Annotated in this window: 16 protein-coding genes and 2 tRNA genes; 9 read left to right on the forward strand and 9 right to left on the reverse strand. The window is 70.3% G+C overall.

The window, feature by feature from the left end; all coding sequences use genetic code 11:
* Positions 1-27: 27 nt before the first annotated feature.
* From ACSMXX_RS16755 to ACSMXX_RS16765, 3 genes are all read right to left on the reverse strand, one after another.
* Positions 28-103 (reverse strand) — tRNA-Gly (locus tag ACSMXX_RS16755).
* 82 nt (positions 104-185) lie between these two features.
* A tRNA-Gly gene (locus ACSMXX_RS16760) sits at positions 186-257 on the reverse strand.
* A 105-nt stretch (positions 258-362) separates the two neighbouring features.
* Positions 363-680: a histone-like nucleoid-structuring protein Lsr2 gene (locus ACSMXX_RS16765; RefSeq protein WP_473179513.1), complete on the reverse strand. Its 318-nt coding sequence runs from the start codon at positions 678-680 to the stop codon at positions 363-365.
* A gap of 382 nt (positions 681-1,062) precedes the next feature.
* Here ACSMXX_RS16765 and purS point away from each other — a divergent pair, with 382 nt between their 5' ends.
* The 3 genes from purS to purL are packed head-to-tail and all read left to right on the forward strand — an operon-like array spanning position 1,063 to position 4,330.
* Positions 1,063-1,347: a phosphoribosylformylglycinamidine synthase subunit PurS gene (gene purS, locus ACSMXX_RS16770; RefSeq protein ID WP_473179514.1), complete on the forward strand. Its 285-nt coding sequence runs from the start codon at positions 1,063-1,065 to the stop codon at positions 1,345-1,347.
* Complete coding sequence (gene purQ, locus ACSMXX_RS16775; protein WP_473179515.1) at positions 1,344-2,030, forward strand: phosphoribosylformylglycinamidine synthase subunit PurQ; 687 nt, start codon at positions 1,344-1,346, stop codon at positions 2,028-2,030. Before purS ends, purQ begins: the two co-directional genes overlap by 4 nt.
* Positions 2,027-4,330 (forward strand): phosphoribosylformylglycinamidine synthase subunit PurL, encoded by a 2,304-nt coding sequence (gene purL, locus ACSMXX_RS16780; protein ID WP_473179516.1) that lies wholly within the window; start codon positions 2,027-2,029, stop codon positions 4,328-4,330. The genes purQ and purL overlap by 4 nt, the downstream gene beginning before the upstream one ends.
* Positions 4,331-4,913: 583 nt before the next feature.
* Here purL and arfA read toward each other — a convergent pair.
* The 4 genes from arfA to ACSMXX_RS16800 all read right to left on the reverse strand — a co-directional run bounded on the left by arfA (position 4,914) and on the right by ACSMXX_RS16800 (position 9,731).
* Positions 4,914-6,446 carry an arabinosylfuranosidase ArfA gene (gene arfA / locus ACSMXX_RS16785; protein ID WP_473179517.1) on the reverse strand — a complete coding sequence of 511 codons (1,533 nt, stop codon included), beginning with the start codon at positions 6,444-6,446 and terminating at the stop codon, positions 4,914-4,916.
* A gap of 98 nt (positions 6,447-6,544) precedes the next feature.
* Positions 6,545-7,444 (reverse strand): carbohydrate ABC transporter permease, encoded by a 900-nt coding sequence (locus ACSMXX_RS16790; RefSeq protein WP_473179518.1) that lies wholly within the window; start codon positions 7,442-7,444, stop codon positions 6,545-6,547.
* Between the two features lie 5 nt (positions 7,445-7,449).
* Positions 7,450-8,388 carry a carbohydrate ABC transporter permease gene (locus ACSMXX_RS16795; protein ID WP_473179519.1) on the reverse strand — a complete coding sequence of 313 codons (939 nt, stop codon included), beginning with the start codon at positions 8,386-8,388 and terminating at the stop codon, positions 7,450-7,452.
* Positions 8,385-9,731 (reverse strand): ABC transporter substrate-binding protein, encoded by a 1,347-nt coding sequence (locus tag ACSMXX_RS16800; protein ID WP_473179520.1) that lies wholly within the window; start codon positions 9,729-9,731, stop codon positions 8,385-8,387. Before ACSMXX_RS16800 ends, ACSMXX_RS16795 begins: the two co-directional genes overlap by 4 nt.
* A 364-nt stretch (positions 9,732-10,095) precedes the next feature.
* Here ACSMXX_RS16800 and ACSMXX_RS16805 point away from each other — a divergent pair, with 364 nt between their 5' ends.
* The 4 genes from ACSMXX_RS16805 (at position 10,096) to purM (ending at position 14,902) form a co-directional block, all read left to right on the forward strand.
* On the forward strand, positions 10,096-11,109 hold the full coding sequence (locus tag ACSMXX_RS16805) for a LacI family DNA-binding transcriptional regulator (RefSeq protein ID WP_473179521.1): 1,014 nt from the start codon (positions 10,096-10,098) through the stop codon (positions 11,107-11,109).
* Positions 11,110-11,196: 87 nt separating this feature from the next.
* Positions 11,197-12,015: a maleylpyruvate isomerase family mycothiol-dependent enzyme gene (locus ACSMXX_RS16810; protein WP_473179522.1), complete on the forward strand. Its 819-nt coding sequence runs from the start codon at positions 11,197-11,199 to the stop codon at positions 12,013-12,015.
* Between the two features lie 130 nt (positions 12,016-12,145).
* Positions 12,146-13,747: an amidophosphoribosyltransferase gene (gene purF, locus ACSMXX_RS16815; protein WP_473179523.1), complete on the forward strand. Its 1,602-nt coding sequence runs from the start codon at positions 12,146-12,148 to the stop codon at positions 13,745-13,747.
* Positions 13,748-13,822: 75 nt separating this feature from the next.
* Positions 13,823-14,902, forward strand: coding sequence for a phosphoribosylformylglycinamidine cyclo-ligase (gene purM, locus ACSMXX_RS16820; RefSeq protein WP_473179524.1), 1,080 nt, complete (start codon positions 13,823-13,825; stop codon positions 14,900-14,902).
* A 120-nt stretch (positions 14,903-15,022) separates the two neighbouring features.
* Here purM and ACSMXX_RS16825 read toward each other — a convergent pair whose 3' ends face one another.
* A complete protein-coding gene (locus ACSMXX_RS16825) occupies positions 15,023-15,274 on the reverse strand; it encodes a DUF3073 domain-containing protein (RefSeq protein WP_473179525.1) in 252 nt (83 codons plus the stop codon).
* 259 nt (positions 15,275-15,533) lie between these two features.
* Positions 15,534-16,664 carry a Leu/Phe/Val dehydrogenase gene (locus ACSMXX_RS16830; protein WP_473184815.1) on the reverse strand — a complete coding sequence of 377 codons (1,131 nt, stop codon included), beginning with the start codon at positions 16,662-16,664 and terminating at the stop codon, positions 15,534-15,536.
* A gap of 270 nt (positions 16,665-16,934) precedes the next feature.
* Here ACSMXX_RS16830 and ACSMXX_RS16835 point away from each other — a divergent pair, with 270 nt between their 5' ends.
* Both ACSMXX_RS16835 and bldC read left to right on the forward strand, forming a co-directional pair.
* The gene (locus tag ACSMXX_RS16835; RefSeq protein ID WP_070012865.1) at positions 16,935-17,810 is read left to right on the forward strand and encodes a DUF8083 family protein; all 876 of its coding nucleotides are present in this window, start codon (positions 16,935-16,937) and stop codon (positions 17,808-17,810) included.
* A gap of 540 nt (positions 17,811-18,350) precedes the next feature.
* The gene (gene bldC / locus ACSMXX_RS16840; protein ID WP_027749187.1) at positions 18,351-18,557 is read left to right on the forward strand and encodes a developmental transcriptional regulator BldC; all 207 of its coding nucleotides are present in this window, start codon (positions 18,351-18,353) and stop codon (positions 18,555-18,557) included.
* Positions 18,558-18,855 lie beyond the last annotated feature (298 nt).

The following is an 18,855-nucleotide window of genomic DNA, read 5'->3' on the forward strand; positions in this document are numbered from 1 at the left end:
CCTCTTGAATGAGGATTCCGTTGTACGTGGAGCGGACGACGAGGCTCGAACTCGCGACCTCAACCTTGGCAAGGTTGCGCTCTACCAACTGAGCTACGTCCGCCTGCTTCCATCCGGCTTGCACCGGCTGGCTGCGCGACCCCACTGTACCTGATCGTTTCCGATGCCGGTCCGGCGAGGACGAGAGCGGGTGACAGGAATCGCACACTGCGCCTCCCCCTTGGAAAGGGGGCGCTCTACTACTGAGCTACACCCGCGCGTTCCGCGAGGTTTCCCCCGCGGCGACGGCCAGACTCTAGCGGATCAACCGGGGTCCGTGGCAAGTCGGGCCGCCCGGCCCGCGGTACGGGCCGGGCGCAGGGTCAACGGGCGGCGTTGAAGGCGTCGTAGACCTTCTTCGGGATGCGGCCGCGGGCGGGCACCTCGAAGCCGTTGGACTCGGCCCAGGCGCGCACGGCGCGGGGGTCGGGGGCGACCGAGGTGCGGTGGTAGGCCTTGCCGGACTTGGCGCGCTTGCGGCCGGCTTCGACGAAGCGGGCCAGGTCCTCGCGCAGCTTCTTCGCGTTCTCGATGTTGAGGTCGACCTCGTACGACTTCCCGTCGAGCCCGAAGGAGACCGTTTCCGCTGCTTCTCCGCCGTCGAGGTCGTCGGAGAGGGTGACCACTACACGTTGTGCCACGGATATCGGACCTTCCATCAGGATCACGAAATGGATCACACGATTCCCGCGCTGACATGGGAAGACCAGCAAGAGGCGCGAGTGATCCGCGGGATTGGAGCCGGGACTTTCTCTTTTGTACAGCCGCGGGCTTTGCAATGTGAAGCGCGAGTATTTCGACTCGCGTGTCAGACCGCAATCGGGACCATACTTTTTTCACGGCATTTTTCCCAGAGCTCCGGGCGGTGCAGTGGTGGACGGATCGCGCCGGAAAGCCGGGGCGGGGAGGGTGCGGACCGGGATATCAACGCGCGTAGATTCTCAGGGCCGGTAGGCTGGCGAGCGCGTTGCTTCGCCCGCAGACGCACCATTGCTCAGCACATCACCATCACCGGGAGTACCTGTGGCTCGCGTCGTAGTCGACGTCATGCTGAAGCCGGAGATCCTCGATCCGCAGGGCCAGGCGGTGCAGCGTGCACTGCCCCGCCTCGGCTTCGAGGGCATCGCGGACGTACGCCAGGGGAAGCGCTTCGAACTCGAGGTGGCGGAGCCCGTCACCGACGAGGCGCTGGCCCGTATTCGCGAACTGGCGGAGAAGTTCCTCGCGAACACCGTGATCGAGAACTACACGGTGCGCGTCGAAGATGCCGAAGGGGCCGAAGAGGCTTCCAAGGGGGCCGCTGCGTGACCGGCGGCCTCGGACGCATCGGCGTCGTCACCTTTCCCGGGTCGCTCGACGACAGCGACGCCCGCCGCGCCGTCCGGCTCGCCGGCGGCGAGCCCGTGGAGCTCTGGCACCGCGATCCGGATCTGCACCAGGTGGACGCCGTCGTGCTGCCCGGTGGCTTCTCCTACGGCGACTATCTGCGCTGCGGGGCCATCGCCCGCTTCTCGCCCGTCATGGAGCCGCTGCTGGAGCAGGCGCGCGCCGGCATGCCGGTGCTCGGCATCTGCAACGGCTTCCAGGTGCTGTGCGAGTCGCATCTGCTGCCCGGAGCGCTGACCCGCAACGACCACCTGCACTTCGTCTGCCGCGACCAGCGGCTGCGCGTGGAGCGCACGGACACGGCCTGGACCTCCGACTACGGGCAGGGGCAGGAGATCACCGTCCCGCTCAAGAACGGCGAGGGCGGCTACGTCGCCGACGAGCGCACCCTCGACGCCCTGGAGGCGGAGGGCCGCGTCGTCTTCCGCTACGCCGGCGGCAACCCCAACGGCTCCCGCCGCGACATCGCGGGCATCTCCAACGAGGCCGGGAACGTGGTCGGCCTCATGCCGCACCCCGAGCACGCCGTCGAGACCCTCACCGGACCGACGACCGACGGGCTGGGCTTCTTCACCTCGGTACTCAAGAGGCTGGTCACCGCATGACGCGTACGTCCTCCGCAGGCACCGCACTCGACACCGTCAAGCTGGCCGCGGACACCCCCTCCGCCGAGCAGCCGTGGGCCGAACTCGGCCTCAAGCAGGACGAGTACGAGCGCATCCGCGAGATCCTCGGCCGCCGCCCTACCGGCGCCGAGCTGGCCATGTACTCGGTCATGTGGTCCGAGCACTGCTCGTACAAGAGCAGCAAGGTGCACCTGAAGCAGTTCGGCGAGAAGGCCCCCGGACAACCCGAGAACGAGGCGATGCTCGTCGGGATCGGGGAGAACGCCGGGGTCGTCGACATCGGCCAGGACTACGCCGTCACCTTCAAGGTCGAGTCGCACAACCACCCCAGCTATGTGGAGCCCTACCAGGGCGCGGCCACCGGCATCGGCGGCATCGTCCGCGACATCCTCGCGATGGGCGCCCGTCCGGTCGCCGTGATGGACCCGCTGCGCTTCGGCGCCGCCGACCACCCGGACACCAGGCGCGTGCTGCCCGGCGTCGTCGCGGGCATCGGCGGGTACGGCAACTGCCTGGGCCTGCCCAACATCGGCGGCGAAGCGGTGTTCGACGACTGCTATCAGGGAAACCCGCTGGTCAACGCCTTGTGCGTCGGCGTGATGAAGCACGAGGACATCCATCTCGCCCAGGCCTCCGGCACCGGCAACAAGGTCGTCCTCTACGGGGCGCGCACCGGCGGCGACGGCATCGGCGGCGTATCGGTGCTGGCATCCGAGACGTTCGAGGAGACCGACCCCGAGAAGGGCCCGGCGAAGCGTCCGGCGGTCCAGGTCGGGGACCCGTTCCAGGAGAAGCTGCTCATCGAGTGCACCCTGGAGATCTTCGGGGAGAAGCTGGTCGCCGGCATCCAGGACCTGGGCGGCGCGGGCCTGTCCTGCGCCACGTCCGAGCTGGCCAGCGCCGGCAGCGGCGGCATGCGCGTCGAGCTGGACACCGTCCCGCTGCGCGACTCCTCGCTCTCCCCCGAGGAGATCCTCATGAGCGAGTCGCAGGAGCGGATGTGCGCCGTCGTCGAGCCGGACAAGGTGGACCGCTTCCTGGAGATCTGCGAGAAGTGGGACGTCATCGCCACCGTCATCGGTGAGGTGACGGAGGGCGAGCGGCTGGAGATCTACTGGCACGGCGAACAGATCGTCGACGTACCGCCGCGCACCGTCGCGCACGAGGGGCCCGTCTACCGCCGTCCGTACGAGCGTCCGCCCTGGCAGGACGCGCTGCAGGCGGACGACGCGGCTGCGCTTCCGCGCCCCGGCTCGGGTGCGGAGCTCCGCGCCGCCACGCTCGCGCTGCTCTCCTCGCCCAACCAGGCCGCCAAGTCCTGGATCACGGACCAGTACGACCGCTACGTCCTCGGCAACACCGTGCTGGCGCAGCCGGAGGACAGCGGCATGATCCGCGTCGACGAGGAGACCGGCCTCGGGGTCGCGCTCGCCACCGACGGCAACGGCCGCTACGCCAAGCTCGACCCGTACACGGGCGCGCAGCTGGCGCTGGCCGAGTCGTACCGCAACGTCGCGGCGACGGGCGCACGTCCGCTGGCGGTCACCGACTGCCTCAACTTCGGTTCGCCGGAGGACCCTTCGGCGATGTGGCAGTTCGCCGAGGCGTGCCGGGGGCTCGCCGACGCCTGCCGCGAGCTGGGCACGCCGGTGACGGGCGGCAACGTCTCCCTCTACAACCAGACCGGCGACGCGGCGATCCATCCGACTCCTGTTGTCGGCGTCCTCGGTGTCATCGACGACGTGAGCCGCCGTACGCCGGTCGCGTTCGCCGAGCAGGGGCAGCTGCTCTACCTGCTGGGCGACACCCGGGAGGAGCTGGGCGGCTCGGCCTGGTCCCAGGTCGCCCACGGGCACCTGGGCGGGCTGCCCCCGGCCGTCGACCTGGAGCGGGAGCGGCTGCTCGCGGAGATCCTCATCGCCGCCTCCCGGGACGGGATGATCGATGCGGCGCACGACCTGAGCGACGGCGGCCTGATCCAGGCGCTCGCCGAGTCCTGTCTCAAGGGCGGCAACGGGGCGCGCGTGGTGGTTCCGGACGGACTCTCGCCGTTCGTCTTCCTCTTCTCCGAATCGCAGGGGCGCGCGTTGGTCGCGGTCCCGCGGAGTGAGGAGGTCCGTTTCAACGACATGTGCGGGGCGCGGGGGCTTCCGGCGGCACGTGTCGGCGTCGTCGACGGCGACGAGATCGAGATCCAGGGCCAGTTCGGCATCTCCCTGCGGGAGTTGCGCGAGGCGCACGAGGGGACGCTTCCGGGGCTGTTCGGCCGGCCCCGCTGAGCGGAGGGCGCCTCCGGCGCGAGCCGGTTGCGCCTCCGGCGCGGGCGCCTGACGGCGCTCCGCGCCCCGGCGACGTCGGGATTCCGCTCGGGCCGTGCCGTGCTCCCGCCCGGGCTCGGACCGGGGCTCCGCCCTCGAGCGTCCGGCTGTGCCGCCTCCGGTGATCCGGCGCGGCCGTTCGGTCCCGCAGGAGCCCTCGGGCTCCGGCGTGCGGAGCCAGCTCCTCCGGGCACGCCGGCCTTCGGGCGACCCGGCCTTCGGGCGACCCGGCGTGGCCTCGCCCGGGGTTTCCGCTGGGTCGGTGGCTGCCTTGGGGCAGGCCGGGGTAGCGGTTTGTCGGCCGTGGTCTCGGCTGTTGTGCCGGGCGCTTCTTCCCGCCGCGGTGGTGGGTGACCACGGTGTGCGTGGTCGGCGGTGTCGGTGACGGGCGCGGCTCGGCGGATGGGCCCGCAAGCCCGCAAGCCCGCAGACCCGTAAGGGGCGGCGCGGGCCGGTGCCGGGTTCCGGCCCGCGCCGGGTCAGGGTCCTGCCAGGTCCACGCGGGCCCGGCCGGGGCTCGGTCAGCCCTCCGGCGTCAGCCGGATCATGAGCCCTCCGGCGTCAGCCGGATCACGCTCCAGGAGACCGGCGGGAGCACCGCCTCCAGTTCGCCCTCCGCGCTGACCGCCGTGTCCCGTACGGGCCGTGGCGTGACGCGGTCCGGTTCGGCCTCCGTGTTGGCCGCGTCCGGGTCGGGGTCGGCGATCAGCAGATGCTCGGTCACCCGGTACGGAGCGGCCAGTCCGCGGAGTGCGGCGCTGAGCCGGAGGCTCTGCTCCTGGTGCCGGTTGACGGCCAGCACCGTCAGCTCCCCGGTCTCCGGATCCAGCGTGCTGACCGTGTCGAGCGCCTGTACGGGCCCGTGCTTCTGCGTCTCGATCACCGGCCCGGACACCTCCGTACGCAGCACCGTGCCCCGCGCGTGCCGTGCCGTCAGCGCGAAGGGGTGGAAGGTGGTCTGCCGCCAGCTCGGGCCCCCCGGCTCGCTGCGGATGGGGCCGATGACGTTGACGAGCTGTGCGAGGCAGGCGACGGCTACCCGGTCGGCGTGGCGCAGCAGCGTCATCAGCAGCGAGCCGACGACGGCAGCGTCCGTGACGCTGTAGGTGTCCTCGATGAGCCGGGGCCTCTCTTCCAGCGGCAGTGCGCGCTCGCCGGGGAAGCGGGACTGGTACCAGACGTTCCACTCGTCGAACGAGAGCTTCATCCGCTTCGTCGAACGGCGGACCGCCCGCACGTGGTCGGCGGTGGAGACGACGTCGGAGATGTAGGCGTCCATCTGGGCGCCGCTGGCGAGGAAGCTGGCGCGGTCGCCGCCGGTCTCCTCGTAGTAGGCGTGCAGGGAGAGGTAGTCGGCTTCGTCGTACGTCTCGTGCAGGACCTGCCGCTCCCACTCGCCGAAGGTCGGCATCCGCGCGTTCGAACTGCCGCACGCCACAAGCTCGATGGAGGGGTCGACCTGGTGCATGGCCTTGCCCGCCTCCGCCGCCAGGCGCCCGTACTCGCGGGCCGTGGTGTGGCCGGTCTGCCAAGGGCCGTCCATCTCGTTGCCGAGGCACCACAGCCGCACGCCGTGCGGCTCGCGTACGCCGTGTTTCACGCGCAGGTCCGACCAGGCGGTGCCGCCCGGGATGTTGCAGTACTCGACGAGGGCGCGTGCGGCGTCGATGCCGCGGGTGCCGAGGTTGACGGCCATCATCGGTTCGACGCCCTGCCGGCCGGCCCAGCCGAGGAACTCGTCGGTGCCGACCTGGTTCGTCTCGATGCTGCGCCAGGCCAGGTCGAGGCGGCGGGGGCGGTCCGCGGCCGGGCCGACGCCGTCCTCCCAGTGGTAGCCGGAGACGAAGTTGCCCCCGGGATAGCGGACGAGGCCCGTGCCCAGTTCGCGTACGAGCCGGGAGACGTCGCCGCGGAAGCCGTGCTCGTCGGCGCTCTCGTGGTCCGGTTCGTAGATGCCCGTATAGACGCAGCGGCCCATGTGCTCGACGAAGGTCCCGTACAGGCGGGGGTCCACGGTGCCGAGGGCGAAGTCGGGGTCGATGGTGAAGCGGGCGGTGCCGACGGGCTGGCCGGTCATACGCGGGGTGCCTCCCTCTCGTGGTGCTCGTCCTATTGGTGCTCGTCGCGACTTGGTGCTCATCGCGACGGTCGTCCCGTCCCCCCGGGGGGCGGGTGCTACTTCAGGCCGGTGCCGGCGATTCCCTCGACGATCCGGCGCTGGAAGAAGAGGAAAACGGTGAGCAGCGGCAGCGCCCCCAGCACCGCCGACGCCATCAGCTGGGCCTGCGGCAGTCCGAAGGCGTCCTGTACGGAGTTCAGGCCGACGGGCAGTGTCATCATCTGCGGGTCCGTCACGGCCAGCAGCGGCCAGAGGAAGTTGTTCCACGACCACACGAAGACGAAGATCGTCACGGCGGAGATGGCGGGACGGGACAGCGGCATCACGATCTGCCAGTAGATCCGCAGCCAGCTCGCGCCGTCCGCGCGCGCCGCGTCCGTCAGTTCGACGGGAATGCCGTCGAAGAACTGCTTGAAGACGAAGACCGAGACGACGTTGGGCACTTGGGGCAGGATGACCGCCCAGTACGTGTTGAGCATCCCGGTGGCCTGCAGCGTCAGGAACTGCGGAATCATCAGCAGCTGCGGCGGGATCATGACGCCGGCGAGGACGATGAGGAAGACCGGCCGCCGGTAGCGGAAGTTCAGCCGCGACAGCGCGAACGCCGCCAGCGACGTGGTGCACACCGCGAGCAGCGTCGTCAGCGACGAGGTGATCAGGCTGTTCACGTACCAGTACTGCATCCGTCCCTCGGAGAGGAGCTCCTGGTACGAGGAGAGCGTCGGATTGTCCGAGAGCCACGAGGTCGGATCGGTCGCGATGTCGTTGGGCGGCCGTACGGACGTGGCCACTGCCCACGCGATCGGGACCAGCCACAGCAGCGCCAGGGCGACGAGCACGCCCAGCACGACCCGGTTGAACAGCCGCTCGGAGTCCGTGTAGTCGGTGCTCCGGCGCGACGGGGACGGTGCCGGCTGAGCGGTGCGGTCAGGTGCCGCCGGGGTGAGCGTCGTCATCGTGCTCAGCCCTCCTTCTCGGTGCGCCGGATCAGCGCGAACCAGACGAGCGAGATCAGCAGGATGATGACGAAGAGAAGCAGCGCCACGGTCGAGGCGTATCCGGCACGGCCGTCCGTGAATCCGGTCTGGAAGATGTACAGCAGCGAAGGCCGGGTGGCGTCGTCCGGGCCGCCGTTGGTCATCATGTAGATCTGGTCGAAGACCTTGAGCGACGCGACGAGTTGGAGCACCGCCACCAGCGTGGTCGCTCGCCCCAGCATCGGGATGACGACGAGGCGCAGCCGCTGCCAGGGGCCCGCGCCGTCGATGGCCGCGGCCTCGTGCACGTCGCGCGGTATCTCCTGCAGCGCGGCCAGGTAGATGACGAAGTTGAAGCCGACCGTCCACCAGACCGTCGCGGCGGCGATCGAGATCATCGCCCAGTCCGGGTCGCCGAGCCATGAGGGCGCCGCGTCCACGCCGAACCACTTGACGGCCCCCTGCGCCAGCCCGATCTGGTCCGCGTAGATCCACATGAAGAGGAGCGAGATCACCGAGGACGGCAGCATGAAGGGGGCGAAGAACGCCAGCCTGAAGAACCACTTCCCGCGCGAGAAGCGGTCCGTCATCAGGGCCAGCGTCAGCGCCAGCACTATCAGCGGCACGGTCGTCAGCACGGTGAACCAGAGGGTGTGTCCGAGGCTGGACCAGAACTCCGAAGAGGCGAGCGCCTCCGCGTAGTTGGCCGTCCCGACCCACTCGCCCGGACCGCTCTTGACGAGACTGTCGTTGAAGAAGCCCGCGACCGCCGTGTAGAGGAGGGGGCCGAGCAGAAAGAGCACGTAGAAGACGCCGAACGGGAGCAGCATCCCGGAGGCCGTCCAGCGGGTGGTCCCGGTCCTGCTGCCGGTCGTGGGCACGCCGGTCCCGGACCCCAGGTGCACGCTCGTCCCCGTGCTCATACGGGTGCCTCCATTCCGGCCAGGTCCTTGATCGCCGCGCGCATGCGTGCCGCGCCCGGCCCGGGGCGGGTGTCGCCGCCCACCACGGACGACACGACGTCGCTGAAGCGGCGGTAGAGGTTGCTGTCCGCGCCGGAGTACCAGGCGGCCGGGTCGTACGCCGCGCTGTCGGCGGCGTCCCTGTAGTGCGCCTGTGGCTCCAGCCGGTGGTAGGCGTCGGAGCGTTCGGTGGACTGCCAGGCGGGGATGTGGCCGCCCTTGGCCCACAGCAGGCTCGCATCCAGCATCGACCGTGCGAACTCCAGTGCCTTGTCCGCTCGTTGGGCCTTCTCGGAGGGCGCGCTCGGCAGGATGAAGGCGTGCGAGTCGGCGGCGCACGCGTACGGGGCGTCGTCGAAGATCCGCGGGAAGGTGCGCATGTCGAACTTGTCCTTCACCGCTCCCTGTACGGCGAGCAGTTGCCACTCGCCGTCCATCAGGAAGCCCGCCTTCCCGGAGGTCAGCAGTGTGATCGCGCCGCCGTCGCCGTCCGCGCCGGGAGGGATGAGCTTCTCCGCGGCCATGCGGTGGATGAAGGCGAGCGCCTCCTCGGCGGCGCCCACGTCCATGACCACCTTCCGGCCGCCGTCGGTGACGAGGTCGGCGCCCAACTGCCGGTACAGGGACCAGAAGAGCCGCCAGCAGGTGGCCGGGTCCTTGACGGTGGCGATGGAGCCGCCCCAGACGCCGGTGGCCTCCTTCGCGGCCCGCAGCGCGTCGAGGAACTTCTCCGGCCCGTCGACGTCCGCCAGCCGGCCCTTGTCGTCGAGCAGTCCGGCCTTCTTCGCGACGTCGGTGCGGTAGTAGAGCACGAACGGGTGCGTGTCGAGCGGCAGCGCGTAGAGCCTGCCCTCGTGGTGGGCGCTGCGGAACGCGGCCTTCTTGAACCGGTCGGGCGTCAGGCCGTGTTCGTCCAGCTCGGAGCCGGATATCTCCCGGAGCAGACCGGACGCGGCGAGCGTGGGCAGCCTGGACACGTGCGTGATGGCGATCTGCGGCGGCCGGTTGCCGAGGGTCGCCAGGGTGAGCTTGGTGTAGTACGGGGCGCCCCACACCAGCGTGGTCGTCTTCAGGTCGACGCCGGGGTTCCCTTTCCGGTACGCACTCTGCATCGCGTCCAGCTGTGCGCCGTCGCCGCCGGTGAAGGGGTGCCAGAAGTTGAGCAGCGACGGCGGGCCCGCGGAGCCTGTGAACGCCTGACCGACCGGGCTCCCGCACCCGCTGAGCGCCCCGGCCGCCGCGAGGGAGCCGACGGCGCCGAGGAACCTCCTCCTGCCGTGCAGGTTGCCGTGCACACGCACCACGCCCATTCAGCGTCGGGATCTGTTCGAAATATCGTGCAGCGTACGGGATTTCGATTGGGAAGATAGCGATCCCGTTCGGGCACGGCAATGCCTGCGACTTACGGGATCAACATGGGCACGGCAACGACCAGGACGTCGGTGCGAACACGACGCCACACTTGTGCTCTACCCGGCGCCGTGCGTCGGCTGGACGCTTGATCAACGAAAAGCGGGTTTCGCCCCCGGCAGGCTTGCCGGAATCGCTATTCCAACGTTGTACTCAGGGCGTAATCTGACGTCAACACATCGGACGGCACTTTCCGTCCGCGCGGTACGGGGCAGGCCGGAGCAGGGCGTGCGGGACAGCAGGCCCGAGGGGAGCGGAATGGCCGGGGCGAGACTCAAGGACGTCGCGGAGCGGGCAGGCGTCTCCATCAAGACCGTCTCCAACGTCGTACGGGGCAATGTCCGCGTCGCTGAGCCCACCCGCCGCCGCGTCCTCAGCGCCATCGACGAGCTGGACTACCGGCCGCACGTCTCCGCCCGCCATCTGCGCACGGGCCGAAGCGGCGTCATCGCCCTCGCCGTGCCGGAGCTCGTCCAGCCCTACTTCGCGGAGCTGGCCGCCGCCGTCATCGACGCGGCCCGTGAGCACGGAGTCTCCGTCCTCATCGAGGACACCGGCGGCGACCCGGCCGCGGAACTGCGCGTCGCCTGCGGCCTGTCGGACCCGCTCATCGACGGCGTTCTCCTCTCCCCGCAGCGCCTCGACCAGGCCACGCTGGCCCGGCGTGAGCGCCGGATCCCGCTCGTCCTGCTCGGCGAGCGGGACTACGAAGTGCCCGCCGACCACGTCCTGATCGACAACGTGCTCGCCGCACGGGACGCCACGGCCCACCTGATCGCGGGCGGCCGCCGCCGCGTCGCGGCCGTCGGTTTCCAGTCCGACCCGCTCTCCAGCACCTCGCAGCAGCGCGCCCGCGGCTACCTGGACGCCCTGCAGGCGGCAGGCCTCCCGCACGAGCCGGAGCTCACGCCCCTCGTGCCCGCCTTCAGCCGCACCGCCGGCCAGGCCGCCATGCGCGGCCTGCTCGCGCTTCCCGAACCCCCGGACGCCGTCTTCTGCTTCTCCGACCTGCTCGCCTCCGGCGCCGTACGTGCCGTGTACGACGCGGGCCGCACCGTGCCCCGCGACGTCGCGGTGATCGGCTTCGACGACATCGAGGAGACGCGCTTCAGCGTCCCCTCCCTGAGCACCGTCGCCCCGGACAAGCGGCAGCTCGCCCGGCTCGCGGTGGAGGCGCTGCTGGCCCGTACGGCGGGGGACCCGGAGGCGCCGCACACGACGCTGCACGCGGAACACCGGCTGGTCGCCCGGGAGAGCACCGCGAGCGCGTGAGCAGGCGGGCCGGGCCTGGAGGGGGGCGGGATCCGGGCCCCGGCAACCGTGCAGCCCGCCGACCGCCCAGCCTCTAATCTCTTGACCATGCCGCCCGCCAAACGCAGCAAAGCTCCCTCCAAACGCAGCTACGACCCCGCCAGGGTCCGGCAGGCCCTCATCGGCCAGGTCGAGGCCGTCACCGCCGCCGCGCACGCACTCACCGCCGAGCAGTGCGCACGGCCATCGGGGCTCCCGGGCTGGGACGTGCACCGGCTCCTCGTCCACATCGCGCTGCAGATCGACGCGGTGCCCCGCTTCCTGGCCGGCCCGGAGTCGAAGGCCACTGCCCCCGAGGTGGATCTGCCGACGTGGGCGCTGTCCACCGCGTCCGGCGCCGAGGGACTGGACCGGGAGACCCGCGAGGAGGCCGGCCGCGCGGGCGCCGGCGGCGCGGCCCGTATCGACGAGGCCGCCGCACAGCTGGAGCCCGTACTGGAGTCGGCCGTACGGGGCGACCTGCTCATCCCGCACGTCGCGGGAGCGATGCGGATGCTCGACTTCACAGTGACGCGGCTGGTCGAACTCGTCGTCCACAGCGACGATCTGGCCCGGGCCACCGGCAGAGCCGTCACCTTCGACCGGCAGGCGCTCGCCGCCACCGTACGGGTGCTCACGGACACGCTCGCCGTGCGGGCGCCGGGCGCCTCGGTCGAGGTGCGGGTGCCGCCCTTCGCGGTCGTCCAGTGCGTCGAGGGGCCCCGGCACACGAGGGGCACGCCGCCCAACGTCGTGGAGACCGACCCGCTCACCTGGATCAGGCTCGCGACCGGCCGGGTCGGCTGGGAGCAGGCCCGTAAGGCCGCCGCGGTCTCCGCCAGCGGTGAACGGGCCGACCTCAGCGGCCTGTTGCCCCTGCTGGGCTGAGGGCGGAGCGGGACGGCGCCGTCCCACCTGCTGAGCGGCCCCGTGACCGCAGGTAGTGGAGATGTCACCCGATTCTGGTGGTCCTGTCCCCGATTCGGAGCAACGCGCCTCCTGTCCTAGACTCGGTGTCGTGCCACGTGGTGACGGACGACTCAGTCACGACCTGCTTCCCGCAGAGAAGGGCCCACAGGACGCCTGCGGCGTCTTCGGTGTCTGGGCCCCCGGGGAAGAGGTCGCGAAGCTCACGTATTTCGGTCTCTACGCGCTGCAGCACCGCGGACAGGAGTCCGCCGGCATCGCGGTGAGCAACGGCTCGCAGATCCTGGTCTTCAAGGACATGGGCCTGGTCTCGCAGGTCTTCGACGAGACCTCCCTCGGTTCCCTCCGCGGCCACATCGCCGTCGGCCACGCCCGCTACTCGACGACGGGCGCGTCCGTGTGGGAGAACGCCCAGCCGACCTTCCGTGCCACCGGGCACGGCTCGATCGCGCTGGGCCACAACGGCAACCTCGTCAACACCGTCGAGCTCGCCGGGCTGGTCGCCGAGCAGTCGTCGGAGAGCGGCGGCCGCGCCACCAGGGTCGCGGCCACCAACGACACCGATCTGGTCACGGCCCTGCTGGCCGGCCAGACCGACAAGGACGGCACCCCGCTCACGGTCGAGCAGGCAGCGCCAGTGGTCCTGCCGCTCGTGCGGGGCGCCTTCTCCTTCGTCTTCATGGACGAGCACACGCTGTACGCCGCCCGCGACGCCCAGGGCGTGCGCCCCCTCGTCCTCGGACGCCTGGAGCGCGGCTGGGTCGTCGCGAGCGAGACCTCGGCGCTGGACATCGTCGGCGCGAGCTTCATCCGCGAGGTCGAGCCGGGCGAGATGATCGCCATCGACGAGGACGGCCTCCGCTCCACCCGCTTCGCGGAAGCGAAGCCCAAGGGCTGTGTCTTCGAGTACGTCTACCTGGCCCGCCCGGACACCGACATCGCCGGCCGCAACGTCTACCTCTCGCGCGTCGAGATGGGCCGCAAGCTCGCCGCCGAGGCACCCGCCCCCGACGCAGACCTGGTCATAGCGACGCCCGAGTCCGGCACCCCCGCAGCGATCGGCTATGCCGAGGCCAGTGGCATTCCGTACGGCAGCGGCCTGGTCAAGAACAGCTACGTGGGCCGTACGTTCATCCAGCCGAGCCAGACCATCCGCCAGCTCGGCATCCGTCTGAAGCTCAATCCGCTGAAGGAAGTCATCAGCGGCAAGCGCCTCGTCGTCGTCGACGACTCGATCGTCCGCGGCAACACCCAGCGCGCCCTTGTGCGGATGCTCCGCGAGGCGGGCGCGGCCGAGGTCCACGTACGGATCTCCTCGCCGCCCATCAAGTGGCCCTGCTTCTTCGGCATCGACTTCGCCAACCGCGCAGAGCTGATCGCGAACGGCCTCACGGTCGAGGAGATCGGCAAGTCCCTGGGGGCGGATTCACTGTCGTACATCTCCATCGACGGCATGACCGAAGCGACGACGATCCCCAAGTCGCAGCTGTGCCGCGCCTGTTTCGACGGCGAGTACCCGATGCCGCTGCCCGACCCCGAGCTGCTGGGCAAGCACCTGCGCGAACCGGAGGCGGCGCCCGGCGCGGAAGCCGGCAACGGGCACAGCACCGAGCAGCCCTCCGTACCGGACGTCGACGGCGTCGGGACGCTCACCGCGGGCGTCGGCGGCACCGACGCCCTGCGACGCCCGTAGCCGGCCCGCCCATGGCAGACCGCAGTCCCGCGGACTCCCGCCCGGATGCCCCCACGACCCGAGAGAGCCGACCCCATGCCTGCCGAGCCTGCTGAATCTTCCGGCGCCACCTACGCGGCCGCCGGCGTGGACATCGAGGCGGGCGACCGCGCCGTACAGCTGATGAAGGAGTGGGTCAAGAAGGCTCAGCGCCCTGAGTCGGTGGGCACGCTCGGCGGCTTCGCCGGGCTCTTCGACGCCTCCGTGCTCAAGCGGTACGAGCGCCCCCTGCTGGCCTCGGCCACCGACGGCGTCGGCACCAAGGTCGCCGTCGCGCAACGCATGGACCAGCACGACAGCATCGGCCACGACCTGGTGGCGATGGTCGTGGACGACCTGGTCGTCTGCGGTGCCGAACCGCTCTTCATGACCGACTACATCTGTGTCGGCAGGGTCGTCCCCGAGCGCGTCGCCCAGATCGTCAAGGGCATCGCCGAGGGCTGCGTGCTGGCGGGCTGTGCCCTCGTCGGCGGCGAGACCGCCGAGCATCCGGGGCTGCTCGGCCCCGACGAGTACGACGTGGCGGGCGCCGGTACGGGCGTGGTCGAGGCCGATGCGCTGCTGGGCGCGGATCGAATCCGTACGGGGGACGCCGTGATCGCGATGGCCGCCTCCGGTCTTCACTCGAACGGGTACTCGCTGGTCAGGCACGTACTTTTCGAGCGCGCGGGCTGGGCCCTGGAGAGGCACGTGCCGGAGTTCGGCCGCACCCTCGGCGAGGAGCTGCTGGAGCCCACCAGGATCTACTCGCTGGACTGCCTCGCCCTGACTCGTACGACCGAGGTGCACGCCTTCTCGCACATCACCGGCGGCGGTCTCGCCGGCAACCTCGCCCGCGTGGTGCCGGAGGAGCTGCAGGCCCGTGTCGACCGCGGGACCTGGACACCGGGCCCGGTGTTCGACCTGGTCGGGCAGGCCGGTGACGTGGCACGGGGTGAGCTGGAGAGCGCGCTGAACATGGGCGTCGGCATGGTCGCCGTGGTGCCGCAGGAGTCGGCCGGAGCGGCGCTCGCCACCCTCGCCGACCGCGGGGTGGACGCCTGGGTGGCGGGGGAGATCACCGGGCGCCCCGCAGGCGCCGAGGCCGTGACCCTCACTGGTGACTATGCGCGCTGATCCGCCGCGCATACACGCGGCGCCGTCCGCGCGCCCCGGAACATCACTTGCCGCAACAGCGCCCGGAACAGCACAGAACCCGGTCCGGCTTGCGCCGGACCGGGCAGGGATCTGTGGACGTCAGCTCCGGCGCCGGTGCGCCGAAGAGTCGGAGGACTGGCCCTCGTCCTCCTCGTCGTTGTACACGTCCGCGTACTGTGCGTACGGGTCGTCGTCACGCTCATCTTCCTCGAAGCGGTCGCCGTTCGGCGGCTCGCTCGACGTCGATGCGCCCAGCTCCTCAGCCAGGCGCGACAGGTCCGTCCCACCGCTGTTGTACTTCAGCTGGCGGGCGACCTTCGTCTGCTTGGCCTTGGCCCGGCCGCGCCCCATGGCTCGACCCCCTCAACGACGGGGCTCGACGGCCCCAGAGTCTTGACACGCGTTCACAATTCAGAGCGGACCCTCGAAGGAGAGACCGGCCCGTAGGGCTTCAACGGTACCTGCTTCCGCCGCCGTACGGTACGCCGCCCGCACGACACGGCCGCCGACAGACGCCGCCGGTGGCTCTCTCTTCGCTGGTCAGCTCTCATTTTACCGTGCGTCCGAGTGTCGACCCGCCGAGGGGTCCACGTGAAGAGTCCCGACAGGATCAGCCGTCCGATTCCTCCCCGCCGTCGCCGCCCGGGCTGCCGCCGGCCATCCGCATCTCGGCGATGCGGTCCGCGGCCGCCGCGGGCGGTACACCGTCCGTCGCCGCCCGGTCGAAGATCGAGAGCGTGGTGTCGAAGATCTTTGCAGCCTTTGCTTTGGCACGGGCGAAGTCGAAGCCCAGAAGCTCGTCCGCGACCTGGATCACACCGCCCGCGTTCACCACGTAGTCCGGCGCGTAGAGGATGCCGCGCCCGGCGAGGTCCTTCTCCACGCCCGGGTGCGCCAGCTGGTTGTTGGCGGCCCCGCACACGGCCTTGGCGGTCAGGGCCGGGACGCTCCCGTCGTCCAGGGCGCCGCCGAGGGCGCAGGGTGCGTAGACGTCCAGCCCTTCGAAGCGGACCAGCGCCGCGGTGTCCGCGACGGCCTCGACCTCCGGATGCGACGAGCGCACCCGCTCCACGGCCTCGGGCCGCACGTCCGTGACCACCACGCGCGCCCCGTCCTCGAGGAGGTGCTCCACCAGGTGATGCCCGACCTTGCCGACGCCGGCGATGCCGACCGTACGGCCGCGCAGCGTGGGCGCCCCCCACAGGTGCTGCGCGCTGGCGCGCATGCCCTGGAAGACGCCGAATGCGGTGAGCACCGAGGAGTCGCCGGCGCCGCCCTGCTCGGGGGAGCGGCCGGTCGTCCAGGGGCACGCGCGCGCGATGACGTCCATGTCCTGCACGTACGTGCCCACGTCGCAGGCGGTGACGTAGCGGCCGCCCAGGGACGCCACGAAGCGCCCGTAGGCGAGGAGCAGCTCCTCGGTCTTGATCTTCCCGGGATCGCCGATGATCACGGCCTTGCCGCCGCCGTGGGGGAGACCGGCCATCGCGTTCTTGTACGACATGCCGCGAGCGAGGTTCAGCGCGTCCAGCAGCGCGGCCTCCTCGGGGTGCTCCTCCCCCGCGTAGGGGTGGAACCGTGTGCCGCCCAGGCCGGGGCCGAGGGCGGTGGAATGGAGGGCGATGACTGCCTTGAGGCCGCTGGCGCGGTCCTGGCACAGCACGACTTGCTCGTGTCCGCCCTGCTCGGACCGGAAGAGGGTCCGCAGAATCCCTGTGCCACTCGCTCCGTCGGCGCTGATGGTGGGCGCCGCGGTGTGCTGTGGGGAGGGACGTACGTCAGCCACGGTGGTGACTCCTGATGTCGCGGTTGTACGCCCTCTTTGTCGCCTTCCGTACTTGTGGCGCGGAACGGCGGGGAGGGCCGGTCGACAGCAGGGTACGACCTGCGCGCGGCCGCATCGTTGCGGTGCCACGATCGGTGGTAGTCAACTGTCCTTCGGGATCCGCCCGGCAGGACGCGGACCCGGGCTCCCGCGGGAGCTCTTGTGGCGAGATTCTGGAGGAAACGCGTGGCTCAGCAGGCGTCGGTCATCGTCCCGTACGCGGCGTATCTGCGGGTGTACGAGCCACTGGCCGCGTTTCCGGAACCGGAGCGCGCGCACTGGGTGCGGTACGCCAAGCGGGACCGGGTGCCCACCGCCCAGGACGAGTTGCGACGCTCGCTGGCCGATCTTCTGCCCGTACCGCCGGTCGCCGTGCCCGTGCGCGAGAGCGCCGACGCCTTCGTGGCCGAGGTCGACGGTGTGGTCTGCGTGTGCCCCTGGCGTACGCGCCTGCGGGGCTGGCAGGCGCTTGCTGCGCTGTCGCAGGCGGCGGGCGAGCAGGAGGTGGCGATGCCGCAGACGGTGCTGGACGCCGCGGTGCCTCCGGTCGTACGCCGTCAGGCCGCCGCGGACTATGAGCGCTGGCTGACGCGCAACCCCGATGCCCGTCCGTGGATCCGCACCGCCCTGTGGCATGTCCCCGTGCGCTGGTTCGTTCTTTTTTCTTCGGAAGAGAAAGAGTTTGCGAAGCCCGGAACGGGTGAGGAGAGCGTTCAGCAGTTCGTCCTCCGCTATCGCACGCCGATGGTCCAGGCGCGGCGCCGCCTCGCCCGTGGTCTGAAGGTGCTCCGCGAGGAGTTGGAGGAGGGGCCGCTCGTCGACGGCCTGGTCGACGTGGGCAGATGGCTGGAGGAGTTCCATCCGCGGTCCCTCGTCGAACTGGACTACGGCGGTCTGGCACATGCGATCCCCGAGGAGCAGCTTGCCGACGACGATTCCGCCGCGGATGTGGCGGAGGGCATCGCGGCACTGCGAGAAGGGGACGGGGAGCGGGCCGGCGTCGCCTACGAGCGGCTCACGGACCGCTGGCGGAGTGTGAGAGAACTGCAGTTCGCCAACTGACTACGCGGGTTCGGTGCGTGGCGGTTCACGATCGGGTTGTGTTCGTGAACTGAACACGGGCTGGGGCCCACGGGGGTTGCGTACGTCACGGACCTCCAGGACCTAGGTCCCGAAAGGGGCCAAAGCCTCAAGCGTGACGGACAGCACTTTCCGGGGCCTTGCTCTCAGAGCAGTCCCTCGTGTCAAAATAGGACAAGGAGTTCGACGGGGGCTCCATCCATCCAACTATGGTCGGAAAGATCGGTATTGCCCACCTTGGTGGGGCTGATGCTGCTTGATCACCCTGTGACTGTTCGTCACGGCGGTGTGACTGTCCGCTATGAGGCGGTCCATCGGCTTCCGTCGAGGTTCAACACCTCAGAGGGCAATTCCATCGGTTTGGCCGACGTGGCTGGACAGATGGTGTAGTTGTAGTGCCGAGGACAAGCCGTTCGTCCTATAACCGACTCGGCTCGCGTACGTCCATATCGGGCAACACGGGCCAAGGTGCAGAATTTAAGGAAAGAACCGTATGGTTCGGTTCCTCCGAGGAGGCCGCTCATGACCGCTCGCACCCCTGATGCCGAGCCGCTGTTGACCCCGGCTGAGGTTGCCACGATGTTCCGCGTGGACCCGAAGACGGTCACACGCTGGGCAAAGGCAGGCAAGCTCACGTCGATTCGCACGCTCGGTGGTCATCGCCGCTACCGCGAGGCGGAGGTGCGCGCACTGCTCGCGGGCATCCCGCAGCAGCGCAGTGAAGTTTGATCAGGCGAAATAACTGCATAACCGGGCGTATTCGGGGCCCTCACCCCGGATCGGCGCCCGAGGCAACAGACATCAGGCCGCTGTCCCCAACGGCGCTTGATCGTTGATCGCGCTGGACTCCGCCGGGTCCGGCGCGATCTTTTTGTGCTCGGACGTGCCGTGTCCGGACGTGCCGTGTCCGGACTGGTCGTGTCCGGACTAGTCGCACTCGGGCCGCATTCGGGCCGCATTCGGTCAGGCCGGGCAGCCCGGGCGGCTGCGCTGAGCTGGTGGCCGGCGGGCCCGACTGGCGTTGTGG

Source organism: Streptomyces sp. DSM 116795 (genome assembly GCF_055792905.1).

Coding starts and splice junctions, on each gene's coding strand:
- ACSMXX_RS16825 (WP_473179525.1), bottom strand. CDS start 15,274: ATGGGGCGCGGCCGGGCCAAGGCCAAGCAGACGAAGGTCGCCCGCCAG.
- ACSMXX_RS16810 (WP_473179522.1), top strand. CDS start 11,197: ATGCCGCCCGCCAAACGCAGCAAAGCTCCCTCCAAACGCAGCTACGAC.
- ACSMXX_RS16790 (WP_473179518.1), bottom strand. CDS start 7,444: ATGACGACGCTCACCCCGGCGGCACCTGACCGCACCGCTCAGCCGGCA.
- bldC (WP_027749187.1), top strand. CDS start 18,351: ATGACCGCTCGCACCCCTGATGCCGAGCCGCTGTTGACCCCGGCTGAG.
- ACSMXX_RS16805 (WP_473179521.1), top strand. CDS start 10,096: ATGGCCGGGGCGAGACTCAAGGACGTCGCGGAGCGGGCAGGCGTCTCC.
- arfA (WP_473179517.1), bottom strand. CDS start 6,446: ATGACCGGCCAGCCCGTCGGCACCGCCCGCTTCACCATCGACCCCGAC.
- ACSMXX_RS16795 (WP_473179519.1), bottom strand. CDS start 8,388: ATGAGCACGGGGACGAGCGTGCACCTGGGGTCCGGGACCGGCGTGCCC.
- purL (WP_473179516.1), top strand. CDS start 2,027: ATGACGCGTACGTCCTCCGCAGGCACCGCACTCGACACCGTCAAGCTG.
- purM (WP_473179524.1), top strand. CDS start 13,823: ATGCCTGCCGAGCCTGCTGAATCTTCCGGCGCCACCTACGCGGCCGCC.